This window comes from Frankia sp. CgKIO3 (assembly GCF_977946435.1).
This window is the reverse complement of record NZ_CDWTMO010000090.1, coordinates 1-16,547: the sequence shown is the minus strand read 5'-3', so window position 1 is coordinate 16,547 and position 16,547 is coordinate 1. Positions and strand designations below refer to the sequence as shown.

Annotated in this window: 9 protein-coding genes and 2 pseudogenes; 4 read left to right on the top strand and 7 right to left on the bottom strand. The window is 70.7% G+C overall.

Features of this window, described 5'->3' with window-relative positions:
• Nucleotides 1–1,902: MMPL family transporter (locus AC08OJ_RS11900; RefSeq protein ID WP_476595749.1), on the top strand; the 1,902-nt coding region annotated here is incomplete at its 5' end.
• On the opposite strand, the gene AC08OJ_RS11895 is transcribed toward AC08OJ_RS11900, so the two are convergent.
• The 7 genes and pseudogenes from AC08OJ_RS11895 to AC08OJ_RS11865 all read right to left on the bottom strand — a co-directional run bounded on the left by AC08OJ_RS11895 (nucleotide 1,862) and on the right by AC08OJ_RS11865 (nucleotide 13,130).
• Nucleotides 1,862–3,469, bottom strand: coding sequence for a glutamine synthetase family protein (locus tag AC08OJ_RS11895; protein ID WP_476595748.1), 1,608 nt, complete (start codon nucleotides 3,467–3,469; stop codon nucleotides 1,862–1,864). The two genes, AC08OJ_RS11900 and AC08OJ_RS11895, sit on opposite strands and share 41 nt — an antisense overlap.
• Nucleotides 3,470–3,480: 11 nt before the next feature.
• On the bottom strand, nucleotides 3,481–5,664 hold the full coding sequence (locus tag AC08OJ_RS11890; RefSeq protein WP_476595747.1) for an IucA/IucC family protein: 2,184 nt from the start codon (nucleotides 5,662–5,664) through the stop codon (nucleotides 3,481–3,483).
• Nucleotides 5,661–7,112, bottom strand: a complete 1,452-nt coding sequence (locus tag AC08OJ_RS11885) for a lysine N(6)-hydroxylase/L-ornithine N(5)-oxygenase family protein (RefSeq protein ID WP_476595750.1) — start codon at nucleotides 7,110–7,112, stop codon at nucleotides 5,661–5,663. The genes AC08OJ_RS11890 and AC08OJ_RS11885 overlap by 4 nt, the downstream gene beginning before the upstream one ends.
• Nucleotides 7,113–7,329: 217 nt before the next feature.
• Nucleotides 7,330–7,617 (bottom strand): annotated as a pseudogene (locus AC08OJ_RS11880) (helix-turn-helix domain-containing protein); the annotation flags it as partial.
• A 90-nt stretch (nucleotides 7,618–7,707) separates the two neighbouring features.
• Entirely contained in the window at nucleotides 7,708–9,711 is a 2,004-nt protein-coding gene (locus AC08OJ_RS11875; RefSeq protein ID WP_476595746.1) for an IucA/IucC family protein, read from the bottom strand.
• Nucleotides 9,708–11,405 (bottom strand): pyridoxal phosphate-dependent decarboxylase family protein, encoded by a 1,698-nt coding sequence (locus AC08OJ_RS11870; RefSeq protein WP_476595745.1) that lies wholly within the window; start codon nucleotides 11,403–11,405, stop codon nucleotides 9,708–9,710. Before AC08OJ_RS11870 ends, AC08OJ_RS11875 begins: the two co-directional genes overlap by 4 nt.
• Nucleotides 11,406–11,530: 125 nt before the next feature.
• Nucleotides 11,531–13,130, bottom strand: a pseudogene (locus AC08OJ_RS11865) (diaminobutyrate--2-oxoglutarate transaminase family protein).
• Between the two features lie 587 nt (nucleotides 13,131–13,717).
• Here AC08OJ_RS11865 and AC08OJ_RS11860 point away from each other — a divergent pair.
• From AC08OJ_RS11860 to AC08OJ_RS11850, 3 genes are all read left to right on the top strand, one after another.
• Nucleotides 13,718–15,130 (top strand): type III PLP-dependent enzyme domain-containing protein, encoded by a 1,413-nt coding sequence (locus tag AC08OJ_RS11860; protein ID WP_476594288.1) that lies wholly within the window; start codon nucleotides 13,718–13,720, stop codon nucleotides 15,128–15,130.
• A gap of 362 nt (nucleotides 15,131–15,492) precedes the next feature.
• The gene (locus tag AC08OJ_RS11855; protein WP_476595744.1) at nucleotides 15,493–15,939 is read left to right on the top strand and encodes a hypothetical protein; all 447 of its coding nucleotides are present in this window, start codon (nucleotides 15,493–15,495) and stop codon (nucleotides 15,937–15,939) included.
• Nucleotides 15,940–16,159: 220 nt separating this feature from the next.
• Nucleotides 16,160–16,495 carry a hypothetical protein gene (locus tag AC08OJ_RS11850; protein ID WP_476594290.1) on the top strand — a complete coding sequence of 112 codons (336 nt, stop codon included), beginning with the start codon at nucleotides 16,160–16,162 and terminating at the stop codon, nucleotides 16,493–16,495.
• The last annotated feature ends 52 nt before the right edge of the window (nucleotides 16,496–16,547 follow it).

Here is a 16,547-nt window from a genome sequence, read left to right as displayed (position 1 = left end):
GTGACGGTCCGGCCGGGTGGGGCCGCGACGGTCGGGGAGGACATCAGCGGACACGTCTCGGCCGACCTCGCCGCCGCCGAGTCGTTCGCCATCCCCATCACGTTGGCGTTGCTGGTCATCGCGTTCGCGGGCGTGGTTGCCGCCCTGCTGCCGCTGGGTATCGGGCTGCTCGGCATGCTGGGTGGCTTCGCCGCGCTTTCGGTGATCGGTGATCTCACCGATGTGTCGATCTTCGCGGTGAACCTGGCGACGGCCCTCGGCCTGGGGCTGGGCATCGACTACTCGTTGCTGATGGTCAGCCGGTTCCGGGAGGAACTGGCGGTGGGCCGGGACCGCGCCACCGCGGTGGAGAGGACGGTCCGCTCGGCCGGCCGGACGATCTTGTTCAGCGGGGCGACGGTGATCGTGGCATTGGCCGTGATGCTCGTCTTCCCGCCGTTCTTCCTGAAGTCGATGAGCTACGCCGGGATCTCGGTGACCCTCGTCGCGATGCTGGCCGCCGTCGTGGCCCTGCCGGCGCTGCTGATGGTTCTCGGCGAGCGGGTCAACGCTTGGGGGATCGGCGGCCTGCTCGGGCTCGTGCGCCGCCGTCGCGCCGGTCGTGCCCGGCGCGGCGCGGCGATCGGGCCCGCGGGCGCGGCGGGGCCGGTGCCGGTTGGACCGGCGCCCGTGGGGTCGGCGCCGGTCGTGGTGCGCGAGGCGGCCGACTCGCCGTTCTGGCGTCAGGTCGCCGGCACCGTGATGCGCCACCCGGTACTCACCGGCCTGCCGGTGATCGCGGTTCTGCTCGTCCTCGGGGCGCCCTTTCTGCACGTGAACTTCGGCACCCCTGACGACCGGGTGCTGAAGCCGGGCTCGGCGGACAGCCGGATCGTCGGTGATGCCCTGCGGGGCGCGTTCGCCGCCGACATCGGCGGCGCGCTCGACGTCGTCGTCCAGGCCGCCGGGCCGGGCATGATCGACCGGTCCGCGCTCGCCTCCTACGCGACCGCGCTGTCCGAACTGCCGGACGTGGCCCGGGTCGATAGCGCCCTCGGGTCCCACATCGATGGGCGCCGGGTCGTACCGTCCGGTCCGGCCAGCCGACGGTTCGCGATCGCCGGAGCGGATTCCCTCCAGGTTGTGCCCGCGGTGGACTATGCGTCGGACCGGGCGCAGGCTCTCGTCCGGGCCGCGCGTGCGGTGCCGGCGCCCGCGGGGACCAGTGTGCTGATCGGTGGCGCATCCGCCGTCCTGGTAGACGGCAAGACCACGATCGCCGACCGTCTCCCGGTCGCCCTCGGGCTGATCGCGCTGGCGACCTTCGTGCTGCTGTTCCTGTTTACCGGCAGCGTGCTGCTACCGGTGAAGGCCATCGTGCTTAACGGGCTGGTGATGTGCGCCGTGTTCGGCGCCTCGGTGTGGATCTTCAGTGACGGCCACCTGTACGGGTTCCTTGACTTCACCCCCGGCCCGCTGGACACCTCCATGCCGGTCCTGCTCTTCTGTATCGCCTTCGGGCTCTCGATGGACTACGAGGTCTTCCTGCTCTCCCGGATCAAGGAGGCGCACGACGCCGGCGCGCCCAACACCGAAGCGGTCGCCACCGGGCTCGCCCGGGTTGGGCGGATCGTCAGCACCGCCGCCGCGCTGCTCGCCGTCACCTTCGTCGCGTTCGGTACCTCGTCGGTCCGGTTCATCCAGATGTTCGGGATCGCCATCGCGCTCGCGATCGTGCTCGACGCCACCCTCATCCGAGGGGTGCTGGTCCCCGCCTTCATGCGGGTGGCCGGCGACTACAACTGGTGGGCCCCTGGCCCGTTGCGGACTCTGTATCAGCGGTTCGGACTGCGCGAATACTCCGTCCCGGAGCAGGCCGGGGTCAGAACCGTTCGAAGCCGCGCCGACGCTCCCAGTCGGTGACGGTCCGCTCGTAGCCGGCGAGCTCGACTTCGGCCGCATGGGCCAGATGGGCGACGACCCGATCACCGAAGGCGGCCCGGGCCACCGCACTGGCCCGCCACCCGTCCACCGCCTCCCGCAACGTCGCGGGCAGCCGTGGCACGTCCGGCATGGTGAAGGCGTTGCCCATCCGTCCGGGTTCGAGCGGGAGACGGTGCTCGATGCCGTAACGGCCGGCCGCGATCATCCCGGCGACGGCGAGGTAGGGATTCGCGTCACCGCCCGGCACCCGATGTTCGACGCGCAGTCCCGACCCGTCGCCGACCACCCGTATGGCGCAGGTCCGGTTGTCGAGTCCCCAGCTGATTCCGGTCGGAGCGAAGGAGCCCGGCGCCAGGCGCTTGTACGAGTTCACGTTGGGTGCGTACAGCAACGCGAAATCGGCCATGCAGGCGAGCTGCCCGGCCACGAACGAGCACATCAGCGCGGACATCCCGGCGGTGTCGTCGCGAGAGCCGGGGGGTGGGAAACCGGGGGGTGCGGTGCTCGGTGGGGCCAAGCCGGGGTGCCGGACGAGCGCCCCCTCACCTTCGGGGGACGGCGCGAACACACACGCCCCGCCCGTCCCGCGCAGGGACAGATGAACGTGGCAGGAGTTCCCCTCGCCCCCGTCGTACTTCGCCATGAAGGTCAGGGCCTGCCCGCCCGCCGCGGCGATCTTCTTGGCGGCGGTCTTGTAGAGGGTGTGGTTGTCGCAGGCCTGCAGCGCCTCGGCATACCGGAACACGATCTCGAACTGCCCCGGATGGACCTCCCCGCGCGCGGACTCGACCGCCACCCCGACGCCGGCCATCGCCCGCCGGATGCGCCGGACCAGATCGTCCAGTCCTTCCGTGCCGGAAAGCGCGTAGTCGATGTTGTAACGGCTGGCCGGGGTGAGATCGGTGTAGGAGCGCCGCGCAGCTCGACGGTAGGACTCGCGGAAGACCAGGAACTCCAGCTCCGTCCCGGCGAAGGCGGTCAGACCGGAGTCGGCGAGCGCGTCGAGCTGTCGACGCAGCACGGCACGGGGAGCGACGTCCACCGGGGACCCGTCCGGCCAGAACGCGTCCGCGAACACCACCGCGTCGGACGGATGCCAGGGTGCGCGGCGCAACGTGGTGAGGTCGGGCTGTAGCCGTAGATCACCGAAGCCGTCGTACCAGGGCGAGTGGGGGTAGCCTCCGTCGGTCTTCATGTCGACGTCAACGGCGTGCAGGTAAGTGCAGGTGCCGAGGCCGTCGGCGAGCACCGGTCCGGTGAAGTGCTCCGGGGACACGGCGCTGCCGACGAGCCGGCCCTGCAGGTCGACGGTGGCGACGATGATCTCCTCGACTGGTTCGGCTCCGGCCAGCAGGTCACGTAGCACTCCCCGGCCGGCTGCGTTCTCCCCGACCGCCTGATCGGACGATGACCCGGGGCCGATCGGGCGGGGCTGGACCCGCGGTGCGGGCCGCCCGGTTGGCTCAGGTGGCTCAGGCGGGCCCGGGGGGTCGGGATGGGCCGGAACCTGGGCCGATGGTGGGGTCGGAACCGGCGGCGATGTCATGCGTTCTCCGTTCATACCGTAGGCGGCGCCGGTTCCGTCGGGGCTGCCGGTTGTGCCGGGCCCGTCGTGAGGGTGGACACGTCGTGCAGGGGGTTCGCGACCTCGCCGTGCATCAGGTCGAAGCCTCCGTCCCGGTCGGCGCGATCGTGGAACCCGGCGCCCGCGAACTGCTCGCGGTTCAGGCAGACCCGACCGAACGCCGGCCCGAGGAGATCGATCGAGGCGAACCGCTCCCGCAGGGCCGGGAACCTCGCGTGGTACCGGTCGACCGTCGCCCGCACGAGCCGCCAGAACTGGTTCTCGCCTACGTCGAGATGATCCGCCACGAGCACCGCGAAGAAGCGGAAGTGCCCGGCGAACACCGCCGAGAGCAGGGAGTGGGCCAGGACCGGGCCGGGCCACCGCCGGCAGTGCTCGACCGCCTCCGGTGGCATCCCCCGCCGCTCGGGGAACTCGCCGGACACCAGTTCGATGTCCGCGCCGAGGTCCTTCACGGCTATGCGGCGGGGCATCTCCTCGGCATCGAAGATGCACAGGACGTTCTCGCCGTGCGGCGTGAAGGCCACGCCGTACCGGTACAGGTAGTGCAGCAGCGGCGGCAGGAGGGCGGAGAACAGCGCGGCGAGCCAGTCGTGTGCCGGCCGGCCCGAGCGGGCCACGAGCTCGGCGACGACTGCCCGACCGTCGGAGCCGACCGCCAGCAGGGACGCGAGGCTGCGCGCCCGCTCCCCGCCGTCGAGAAACCGCTCCACCGGATCACGCCAGAGCACGCCGAGTAGTTCGTGGAGGCGGTAGGGCGCGTCGGGGACGGCGTCGTAGGCCGGGTGCCGGACGGTGGCGCCGACGACCTCCGGAAGCAGGAGAACCCGGGTCACATCGCGCAGGAAGGGATCCGCGTCGCGCAGCCCGAGCAGCCAGCTCGACATCGCCGGTCCGGCGATGGCGTCAGCCGCCGACATCCCCCGCCACACCAGCGTGTTACGGATCATCAGCGCGAGCTTGACGTTCCGCCGGTCCGGCCGGTCGACGTTGGCGAGGGTGCGCACCGCCTGCAGGGGCAGGTACCGGTCCGGTGCCTCGCCCAGCGGGACCAGCAGACCGGTGGCGATCTCAGCCGCATAGAGCGGCACGATTACGTTCTCCCACTGCCACGGATGGACGGGTAGCCAGATATAGTCGGCGATCGTCGTACCGGCGGGTGGTCCGGCGGCGGGCGCGGGGCCCGGCCGGCGTGGATCGTCTGGCAGGGCCCGGCGGAGCACATCGGTGAAGTGGGTGCGGGTCTGCTCGTCGAGTTCCGTGGTGAGCAGGTCAGGCGCGGTCGACGAGCCCTGTCCGGAAAGGTCGATGGCCCCGGGGCCGCTGGTTCTGGGGGCGCTGGTTCTGGGGGCGCTGGCCTCGGGGGCGCTGGCGCTGTACCGCCCGATCGCGCGGTGTGCGGCCACCCACCGCAGTCGGAAGGGCCGGCGTGCCTCGGGGGTGTAGACAGCCGCGGCCGCGCCGAAACCGAGCCGTCCCTTGTTCGCGACGAGACAGGGATGGCCGGTCTGGTGCCCCTCGAGCGCGACGAACGGCAGATCGGCGAGATCCACCGCGGGAATCGCCGTTCCGAGTAGATGATGATCGGCGGCCTGGGTGGCGAGCAGATCGCGTACCACGTCGGCGAGGACCGGGTCGGACCAGCCGAGCAGGACCTGCATGTCCTGGAGGAAGCGGATCGGGTCGTCCGCCGGTGCGGTGCCCGGAACGGTCGGTGTGGTGCCCGGTTCGGGGGGTCTGCCATCCGGGCCGGGCGGCGTAACCGAGCGGGTCAGCGTAGCGGCATCGATCCACCAGGACCCGAATGTGCCACGTCGGGCGGTGAAGGCGTACGTGGCGCCCGCGGCTCGGAGCCGGTAACCCTGGATGGGACCCCGTCCGATCGGGGGGTGCCTGCGTCCGTTCGGGGCCACGCCGCGCACCGTGAGGTCGCTCGTCCGCGCCGGTGCGGTGGGTGTCGGCCCGCCCGGGGAGCCCGCCGGCCCGGCCGCGGCATCCGCTGGCTCGTCGGGTTGCGGACTGAGTAGCTCCTCGTAGGCCATTTCAGCGATGAGCTTGGCCAGCAGGGCACGGCCGGCCTGCCGCCATCGGTCCGCCGACCCGGTCCGCCCCGGGGACGGTGCCGCGGGCGGCGGCGCGGACCATGACGTGGTCAACGTCCGACCGTTCCGGCTGTCTTGGCCGTCTCGACCGGGGCCGGATCGCGCGGCCGCGCGCGCCGCTCGCCGGCGGCCTGGCCATTCCCGTCCGGCTGGCCCGACCGGGCGGGGACCCCGAAGGTCGTGAACGCCGACGGCGACGGCAGCCGGTACGCGTCGCCGTCGGTCAGGTCGTCGAGGATGACCGCGGCGCGCCAGGCGCCGAGGCCGAGATCGGGCGTCCCGACGCCGTGCGTGTGCAGCTCCGCGTTCTGGACGTAGACACGGCCGGTGAGACCGGCGTCGGTCGCCACCCGGTACCGGGCGTCGACGCGGAAGCGACCCCTGTCGTCGACGTCGATTAGCCCGGCGATGGGATCGAGCAGGGCCGGCTGGCGTGCGGCGTACCCGGTCGCAAGTACCACCGCGTCGGTGTGGACGGGAAAGGCGCGGTTCTGATCGCGGTGGCGGCAGCCGAGAGTGATCTCACCGTCCCGGTCCCGCTGCGAGGCCGTCTCCACGACGACGCCCGGCAGCAGCGTCGCCGCCACGTCCGCCCCGCCGATCGTCCGTTCGTACAGCAGGTCGTAGATCTCCGCGATGGTGTCCGCGTCGATCCCCTTGTAGAGCTGCCACTGAGCCGGGACGAGCGTGTCCTTGGCCGCCTGCTCCAGACCGTGGAAATAGCGGACGAAGTCGGGGGTGAACTGTTCGAGGCCGAGTTTGGAGTACTCCATCGGCGCGAAGGCGGGGGTGCGGGTGATCCAGGTCAGCTGATGACCGGTCACCGGTTGTGCGCGGAGCAGATCCGCGAACACCTCCGCCCCGGACTGTCCGGAGCCGACCACCGTGACCCGGGAAAGCCCCGCCAGCGCGGCACGCCGCTGCTGGTACTCGGCCGTATGGAAGGCCCGCCCGTTCGGCATCCCCGCGAAGGCCACCGGCATGATCGGTTCGGTTCCGATCCCGAGGACCAGGTGCCGAGCGGTCACCACCCGTGTCGGGGAGGCGCCGGACTGCCCTGCCTGATCGGACCGGTGGGGCTGGGCGATCGCCACCTGGAACAGGCGGGTGTCGGGATCCCAGCGGACCGCCTCGACGCGGGTGCCGAAGTGGGTGGAGTCGAGACCGTCGGCGACCCATCGACAGTAGTCGTCATACTCCCGGCGGGGGATGTGGAACCGCTCGTAGAGATAGAAGCGGAAGAGCCGGTCATGCTCGCGCAGGTACGCCAGGAAGGACCATCTGCTGGTCGGGTCGATCAAGGTGACGAGATCGGCGAGGAACGGCACCTGCAGGGTCGTACCTTCCAACAGCAGGCCGGGGTGCCAGCTGAAGGCCGGCGCCTGGTCGAAGAAGACGGCCCGCAGGCCGGGCAGCCCGTCGGCCAGGGCCGCAAGCGACAGGTTGAACGGTCCTAACCCGATCCCGACCACGTCGTAGGGCCGTTCGCCCCCCGCGGGCAGACCCGCGAACGCCGATCCGTCGTCGACGGTACGCGGGCGCTCGCCGCGAGCTGTGGACGGGGCGCGGAATTTGACATCCTCCCCGGCCTGAAGGCCGGGGGTTCCCACACCTCGCGGTGCGGGTTCCTGCTTCACCAACGGATGCCTCCTCGCGTCAGGAGCGAGGCGGTCTCACTCCGTCTCCACAGGCGGACACCGCGAGCCCCGCGGCCAGAATGAAGTTCACGTAGGCGGTTTGCAGGTTCCGTAACGCGGCCTGCAACGGCCCTTTCGATGGCTCGGCGAGCCAGAGTGTGCCCGGGTCGCGTTTCCAGCCGGTGAGCATCCGGTCGGTCTCGGCGTGGGTGACCCGCCGCTGCTCCTGGAACCAGGCCCGGTGCCGTTCCGCGAGCGCCCGGTTGTACACGTAGCGCACACAGCCGAACGTCTGCGCGAGCTGGATGGCCTGCTCCGGGGTCGGGTAGAAACGGTAGCGGTACGCCTGCTTCACCACCTTCGACCCCATAAGTGACAGGATGGCAGGCTTGCCTGTCACGCTGTCGTTGATGCGCTAGCCCTGCCCTGAAGGGCGGGGCTAGCGCGCTACGTTCCTGGGTCACGAGGCCTCTAGGAGCGGGTTGGGGATCGGCACGTACACCGACTGGGTGGCCACCGGTCCGACCAGTTCGTCCCGCCCGTCCACGCAGGTGCGCAGGTTGGCCTTGCACGGCAGGGTGGGGGAGTCGAGCAGCCTGGTGATCAGTGCTCGGCGAGCGGCGGGTGGCCGCGGCCCCCGCCCGCGTGGGCTATCCCCGTCCAGCCGGTGGAGCAGGCCACGCACCCGCCCGAGCAGGCGACGCTCGTCCGCGACACCCGCGACTCCGAGCGCCCCGGCGAGGGCGAAGACGTTGTTCACGAACAGGTAATAGATGGTCCTCTCGGCCACCAGCGCGTCATCGAAGATCGTGTCGAGCCCGGCACCGAAGCCGGGCAGCAGCCGCTGCACCTCCGCCGCGGCGGAGGTGGCCACGTAGTAGCCCTGGCTGTCGCGGTACCAGCCGGCGATCGGCCAGCCCGCCGCGTCCAGGATGACCAGGGTGTTCTGCAGGTGGGCCTCGACGCCGATCCCGAAATGCAGGTAGAGGTCCACCACTGGGGCGGCCACCACGGTCAGGTAACGGTCGAACCAGGCGTCGGTCAGCGTCGGGAGGGGATCGCTCAGCGAGCCGGCCAGCGTCGTGAGGAGCCGGGGAAGCATCGCCGTCCGGGCCCGGCCACGGCTGTCCGTGGTCCGCGCGGGCCTGGGCGCGATGAGTGCCGCGGCGCACACTGCCCGGTCAACTGACCCGAACGGATTGACCCGGATGGCGGTCTCCAGCCCGACGCCGTCCTCGTCGTGCCCTCCGTCGTGCCGCTCGCCGGACCCGACCGGCAGCGGTGTTGCGGGGCCGGTTCGGGGCCGACTGTCCCCTCCCGGTCGGGTGACGGCCACCCAACCGGGCTCCCCGATGAGGTGGAAGTTCGGATGTCGGGCGGCGAGCGCCGCGCCGAGACCGGCGTCGATCAGCCTCGCGGTCATCGCGCCGAGCCGCAGCTCGTCGAGCTGCAGCACCCGGCACGAGTTGGTGATCCGCATCCCCAGCGAGAGCTTGAGCATCACCGGGATATCCGGCCGCCAGACGGTACGCAGCGACGAGGTGGGATACCACCGGTGTCCGGACATCCCGAGGTCGATCAGGCGGCCGTCCGCGAGCAGATCGGCGACCGGTTCCCGCCTGCTGACCTCGCCCGCCTGCCAGGGATGCGCGGGTACCACGACGTAACCGGCGGGAATGTCCGGGCGACCGCGTCCGCCGGTCCGAGGGGACCCCGCGAGCCCGGGTGGGCCATGTCGGTCTGGTCCGGAACCGGACGCGGCCGAGAGGTCGGACTTCGGCTCCTCGGCCCCACCGTCTTCCCTGGCCAGATCCGCCAGCAGCCGGATCAGGCCCCGGCCGTTCGTGCCGAGGGCCTGGTCCCGCCCTCCGGAGCGGGTCGTCGTGTTTCCCGAGACGGTCACTACGGAGGGATGGGCGGCGAACCAGTGCAGCGCAAAGGACCCGCCGACTTCCGGGGAGTAGGTGGCCAGTGCCTCCGGCGAAGCCCCTTGGCGACTCTTGGCCGCCGGATGGAACGGATGACCAGTGATCAGGGCCTGCTCCGCGGCGAGGAACGGGGGGACGGCGGCCGGGTCCGGCCCGGGACTGCGGGCCGCGAGGCAGCTCGCGATCCAGCCGGCGGAATCGATGATCCTTCCCAGCGCCTGGGCGCCGAGGGCTGGCGGTAGCCCATCCCGCGTGGCGACCTCCCGGACGAGCAGCGCGGCGAGCAGGCCCGCGTCCACCGGGGCTGGTTCGCGGGCCGCGCAGACCAGGCGCGGTGGTCCGAACCCGTGCCATCCGGACGGGGAGTGGTGCGTCAACGTCGCCCGAACGGACAGGCCGGACGCGGGTAGGTCGATGCCGAGCGTCCGGGCGTCGGCCGGTAACCGGATGCCCGTCTCCCGCACCCAGCACCGCAGCAGAGTCTCCGTGACGATCTCGTCCGCGATGGTCTCGGGCTGCGGTCGATCGTCGGTCACGACCGCCGCCGGGCCCTGGTGGAACCACCGGTGGCAAGGACGTCCCCGGTCTCGGCGATCAGCCCGAGCAACGCGTCGACGTCCGCCGCGGTGGCGTCAGGATTGAGCAGGGTCAGCTTCAGGAAGACCTCGTGACGGGGACCGATCTGGGTGCGCCCCACCACGGCCCGGCCAGCGACGAGCAGTTCCCGGCGCAGCCGGGCGTTGATCCGGTCCACCCGGTCGGGGGAGGGCGGGCCCGCGGGTCCGGACGGGGTGGTTCCGGACGCGGTGGGGCCGGACGCGGTTGGATCCGAGGTAATCTGTGGCGGCCGGTAGCGGAAGACGAGGGTGCTGAGTGTTACCGGGAAGGCGAGTTCGAGACGAGGGTCGGCGCGCACCGTCCGTGCTGCGTGCTGCGCGAGATCATGGCAGGCATCCACCCGGGCGCCGAGACCGTCGCGGCCGAGAGCCCGAAGGGTGACCGCGATGGGGAAGGCGTCCGCGCGGCGGGTGGTCCGCAGCGACCGGCCCAGCAGGCTGGTGAAGCCGGCCGCCTCGTCATCCTCCGGGTTGAGGTACTCCGCCCGTGTCGCGAGGCTGGTCCAGCCGTCGTCGCGGGCGGTGAGGAAGACCCCGGCCGGCGTCGGCTGCCAGCCCAGTTTGTGCAGATCCAGTGCGACCGAATCTGCGAGGTCGAGTCCGTCCAGCAGGCCGGCCAACCGATCGGACAGCAACGCGCCGCCGCCGTGGGCGGCGTCCACGTGAAGCCAGCAGGCCGCCCCGCCGGACCTTGCCTCCATGTCCGATAGCCCGCTCGGGTCGTGCACCCCACCTAACCGGACGCGATGTTCCTCGACCACCGCGGCGATCTGCCGAAGCGGGTCGACCGCGCTCGCATCGGTGGTACCCGCGGTGGCCACGACGATGGCCGGCCCGGCGTGCGCGGCCAGGGCGTGGCGTAGCGCCTCGACGCGCATCCGGTGCTGGTCGTCGGTCTCGATGACCCGCACCGGAGGATCGTCGATCGCGAGCAGGGACGCCGCCCGATCAATCGAGAAGTGTGCCGCCGCCGAACGGAACACCCGAGGTGCCGGCCGGTCCGCTCCTCGGTGCCCGGCATCGTGACCCGGGGCGGCCGGGCCCAGAGTGTCTTGCCCGGTCGGGCCACGGCGGGCCGCGTCCCGACCGAGGAGCAGGCCCATCAGGTTCGATTCGGTCCCGCCGGTGGTGATCGTGCCGGTGGCCCGGTCCGGATCGAAGCCGACCAGCGTGGCCAGGGTCGCGACGACCTCGGTCTCGATCGTCGTGGCCGCGGGAGCCTGGTCCCAGGAGTCCAGGGACGGATTGAGGGCGCTCACGGCGAGGTCGGCGGCGACCGCGACCGCCAGCGGGGGGCAGTGCAGATGGGCGGCGCACCATGGGTCCGCCGGGTCCGCGGAACCGGCGGCCAGGGCTTCGACCAGGCCGGTCAGCGCGGCCGACGGGCCGATTCCGGCCCTCGGTAGCAGGGTCCCTGTACCGTCCGGGGGGGTCGGATCGGCCGGAATCGGATCGGCCGGAGCCAGGCCGAGGGCAGCCCTGGTCATGGCGCGCACCACCGGTGGACCACCGGCGGGCAGCGGGCCGCCGCGGATCCGGCGGCCATCGTCGAGGGCGGCCAACGCGAGATCGACCATTGGCCGTAGCCCCGGGAGAATAGGGACCTCCCGCATCCGCGGACCGTCCGTGGGCCCCCCATTCCTCCGCCCCCGTTCCTCCGCCGGCGGGGGCTTCCCGGCCGGCGTGGGCTCTCCGGCTGGCGCGGTGGCGACAGGTGTGTCAGGGCTGCGTGGGGGGATCATCCGGCGGATCCGAACCCGACGGGTGCCTGATCGGCGGGTGGGTGTCCCAAGGCCGCGTGGACGGAGAGCCTGCGGACGGCGGCATCGATGGCGTCGGCGAGGGTTGTGAGGACGCGATCGCCCTCCTCATCGCTGAGGATCAGTGGTGGCAACAGCCGGGCGACCGCGCCGTGCCGCCCACCGAGCTCGATGATCAGGCTGCGGCGCAGACATTCGGCCCGTACCAGACCGGCGAGCTGCGGGTCGGCGGGGTGCGCGCCGACGAGGTCGGGGGCTGCGGTTGGATCGACCATCTCGGCGCCGAGCATCAGCCCGCGGCCGCGCACGTCGCCCACCTGCGGCCGGTCCCGGGCGATCTCCGCCAGGCCGGTGAGTAGGCGCGTGCCGAGCCGGGCGGCGCGTTCGTCGAGACGGTCCTCCCGCACCAGGCGCAGCGTGGCGTGGCCTGCGGCCATCGCCAGCTGGTTTCCACGGAAAGTGCCGGTATGTGCCCCGGGCGCCCAGGTGTCCAGCTCAGACCGGTAGACGATGACGGCCAGTGGCAGCCCGCCGCCGATCGTCTTGGACATGACGATGATGTCGGGGGTGATACCGCTGTGCTGCGCGGCCCAGTACTTCCCGGTGCGACCGACTCCCGTTTGGACCTCGTCCAGGATCAGTGGGATGCCGCGGCGACGGGTGATCTTGCGGACGGCGCGGAGCCAGCCGTCGGGCGCGGGAATCACCCCGCCCTCGCCCTGAACCGGTTCTACGATCAGTGCCGCCGGCCTGACGACCCCTCCGGCGGGGTCATCGAGGAGACGTTCGATGTAGCGGGCGGACAGCTCGGCACCGTCCGGACCGGGGGCGCGACCAGACCCCACCCCGAACGGGCACCGGTAGGGGAAGGGGAACGGCAGCCGTACGACGGATGTCGACGGCGGCAGAGGATCTTTGACGGCGACGTTCCCGGTCACGGCCAGGGCGCCCGCCGTCATCCCGTGGTATCCACCGGTGAACGCGAGGATGGTCTGGTTGCCCGTCACCGTCTGCGCGAGCTTGATGGCCGCCTCGACCGCGTCGGCGCCGCTCGGGCCGCAGAAGTGCAGCTTCACATCGCTCCCCATGCCGGCCGGCAGGCAGCCACGGAGTTCATCGGTGAAGGCGTCCTTCTCGGGGGTGGCGAGGTCGAGCGTGTGCAAGGGGGCCCCTCGGGTGAGCATCGACGTGATCGCCTCGGTCACCACCGGATGGTTGTGTCCCAGTGCAAAGCGTTCCGGCGCCGGCCAGGCAGTCCAGGTAGCGGCGGCCATCCGCGCCGAGAACCATGGTTCCGGACGCCCGGACAGGCACGATCGGGAGGGTCCGCGCATAGGTCCGTGCCGCCGATTCGCGCTGACGCTGACGCGCGAGGATCATGGCCGGGTTCGCGGCACCCGTGGGTGCGGACGTGGGACCCGCGGTGGCGGGGGCTGCGGGCGTGGACCTGGCGGCGACGGGGGTCGTAGCCACGGGGGGCGTCGTCGCGGCTCTCGTGGTTACGGAAGGCACGGCCGCGGAGGGCGCCGTGCGGCCGGCTGGGCCGCCGGCGGCGGCGTCACGAGCGGAAACCGTCATCGCGGGCGACTCCCTTTCGCGCAGGCTGATTGAGGGAAGCCTAACCTAAGCCAGTCGCACCATGGTTGCTCCGCGCAAGGTTATGGTGGCGCCAAGCAGACTTGGTGGTCTCTTCATAGTCCGTCCGGGGGAGTCGGGTTGCGGCAGAAACATCGGCCTCAGGCTGTGGTGTTTGCGGCATGTCCACTACACGCCCGTCGATCCGGATCAGACAACCGGTTATGGCGGTGACGAACGTCCCGCGATCGTCCGGCGGCACGGAAGCCGGAGGCGGTCCGTGTGAGGTATCAGGCACCGTTTGCGGATCCGATCCGTGTTTCGTCGCCCCACCATCGGGCTAGCCGACAGAGTCGGGTCCAGGTGGAGACCACCCATCCGAGACCACCCATCCGAGACCACCCGTCTGGACCACCCGTCTGGACCATGCGTCCGCGCTCGGCAGCCCGCGGCACACGCCATCGCTCCTGTGCGCCTGGCGGCAGAGTGGGTTGTCCTGTCCCTGGCGGACGACGCGGCTGAGCTCGGGCGCCTGAGGGAGTCTCGGACGACTGATGGAGTGACGACTGATGGAGTGAGGAGTCGATCTGGTGGACCTGCCGCCCTCGGCCGCGCCGCTGCGCGCCCTGCCCGCCGAAAGCCTCCCCCGCCCGGTGTTGACCGCGGTGCGTGACTGGCCGGCTGGCGCCGGAGAGGTCAGTGCCTACTTTTACGACCCGGCGGCGGCCGCGCGGAACGCCGCGGCGCTGCGGGCCTGCCTGCCCATGTGGGCGGAGGTCTGCTACGCGGTCAAGGCCAACAGCTTTCCGCCGATACTCGACGCCCTGTTGCGTGGGCCCGGTCCGGACATCCCTCGGTCGGGGCGGGAACGGAGTGACTCCAGCCTGGGCGCCACCCCGACCGGCGCCAGGACCGGCGCCAGCGGCCGGGGCATCGACGGTTTCGAGGTCTCCTCCGCGCACGAGGTGCGCCTGGCGCAGGCAGCGTACGGCCGGGTCGACCCCGCTCGGCGTCCCTACCTGGTCGCCTCCGGACCGGGGAAATCGATGACCCTGCTTACCGCGCTGGTCTCGGCCGACGTCGACGTCGTCAACGTCGAGAGCTTCGGTGAACTGCGCCGCCTGGACGCCGTCGCCGCCCGACTCGGCCGTCGGGTACGGGCGGCGGTGCGCGTCAACCCGGCCCGAGTGGGACTGGCAGGCTCCCTCCAGATGGGCGGTCGGCCGAGTGCGTTTGGCATCCCCGAAACGGAGGTCCCCGCCGCGCTCGAACTCGCGGCGGATCTGGCCCATATCGACGTCGTCGGATTCCATGTCCACGCGGTGTCCGGCAATCTCGATGCCGCCGCCCATCTGGGCTACGTCCGGTGGTGTCTTGATTTCGCCGCCCGGACGGCTGCCGCGGCCGGGATCGAGCTGCGGATGGTCGACGTGGGCGGTGGATTCGGGGTTCCTTTCGAACCGGACCGGCGCGGTGACCGGCCCTTCGACCTAATCCGATTTGGTGAGGGACTGAGTTCGCTGCCGGTTCCGGACGGAACTCGGGTAATCTTCGAGCCGGGGCGGATGCTGGTGGCCGACTCCGGCTGGTACGCCGCCGAAGTGATCGACGTCAAACATTCCTACGGGACGGAATTCGTGATTCTGCGTGGCGGAATTCATCATTTCGCGCTGCCGACATCGTGGGAGATCATCCATAACTTCGCCGTCGTGGAGAGATCGGGCCGGAACGGTGGGCCGGAGCCGGAGCCGAAGGACACGCGGGAGGCGGTGGTCGAAGGTCATCCGGTGACGGTGGTCGGGGAGCTGTGCACGCCGGAGGACACCCTCGCCCGTGACATCACGGTCGATCGGGTGCGGTCGGGTGACGTCGTCGTCTTCCCCATGGCGGGTGCGTACGGCTACGAGTTCGCGCTGCCGGATTTCCTTGGCCACCCCCGAGCCCGGCGCGTCGAGCTTCAGGGAACGCGGCATGCTCCGTTCCCCACCGATCGGTCGAGCTGATCGGATACCCGGGAGAGGAATGTTCCCTCAGTACCAGGTTTAAGTTCATCGCTCCAGCCGCCATGGCAGTTATTTCTGGCATTCTGGGAAATATTAATCCAAGTCGTATTTTTCAGATTATTGACAATCTGTTTATGGGGCAATGCGTACCGTTTATCGGTCTGGCGCCTAAATGGGACATTGCGGACGGCGGGGGCTGATGTGCCGTGGTTCTGGTCTGTTCGGCTGGTCAAAAGCAGGACTTCTGTCACAATTAATAGACAACTAGCAATCTAGGGTGGCATTTCTATCGGATCAGCCGTGACTGCCGATCGGGAGTCACACCAGGACACGGCCGGGAGTATCGATCGGGGAGAAGACCCATGTTTTCGTACCTACATCGTCTCAGGACCATCAGCGTGCTCGGCGCGGCGACCCTCGTCGGCGGGCTGCTTGGCGGCGGTGGTTACGCATACGCGCAGAGCAGTTTCACCGGCAACCCCTGGGTGTTCCGGGCGACCAACCAGAGTGCCGAGGAGCTTCGTATCCAGTCGACGGGCGGGCCCAACGGCCAGCTGTTCATCGTCTACGACCATCTGAACCAACCCATCTTCGCCGTCAACAAGGCCGGCGGCGCCGGTGTGTTCGGGGACAACTTCAACGTCCACCAGGGCAACGACATCCTGCATCCTTGGGTGCGGATCAGCGTCACCGATCCGCAGCCCGCCGACTGCGTGACCACGGGCCAGCTCGTCCTCGGGGGCTCGACCGGTTCGGGTGGCCGCGTCTGGCGGTGCGTCGTCGGGCAGGGGTGGACGCCCGTCCTCTGACGGGACGTGGCCCGCTCGGACGATCGTGACGTCATGATCCGGTGTCGCATTGCTTTTCAAGTAGCGCACGCCCTTTTGCCATGGCCTTATATCAAGGTGCCGCTAAGCCTCACTGCCTATGGACGCCGGGGCGACAGCGCCGCACAGGCGACACTGAGCCGGCACCGGCAGCCGGCCGGCGAATTTGGGGGACCTGAGCACGGTCTGCGGTCCCTGGACCGTGCCTTGCTCCCCATACTCGGCCGCCGCGATCCTCGCCCGCGTTCCCACCATGACCGCCGCCCTGGACGCCGCGAGCGCCCCGGCCGGCGCATCCGGCCCGAGCATCCCGTTGACGCCCGTCTCGGCCTGGCAACCCGGCGACCCGCTCTTCGCCGCCGGTTCCGATGGCACCCCCGACAACTGGCACCCCCGACAACCCCGGGCACGTCGGCATCTACCTCGGCGGCAAGCAGGTGCTGCACGCCCCCACACCGGCGACGTCGTCAGCATCGTTTCGCTCGACCGGTACGAGAAGGTCACCGGCGCCACCAGACCTTCTGCGCTGACCCGCTGACCCGCTGACCAATGATCAGGTGATTCGCCGACCATGTCGGACCCATCCGCTG

Excerpts from the sequence above, each read along its gene's own strand:
- AC08OJ_RS11895 (WP_476595748.1), bottom strand. The coding sequence starts at position 3,469 with ATGACATCGCCGCCGGTTCCGACCCCACCATCGGCCCAGGTTCCGGCC.
- AC08OJ_RS11870 (WP_476595745.1), bottom strand. The coding sequence starts at position 11,405 with ATGCGGGAGGTCCCTATTCTCCCGGGGCTACGGCCAATGGTCGATCTC.
- AC08OJ_RS11855 (WP_476595744.1), top strand. The coding sequence starts at position 15,493 with ATGTTTTCGTACCTACATCGTCTCAGGACCATCAGCGTGCTCGGCGCG.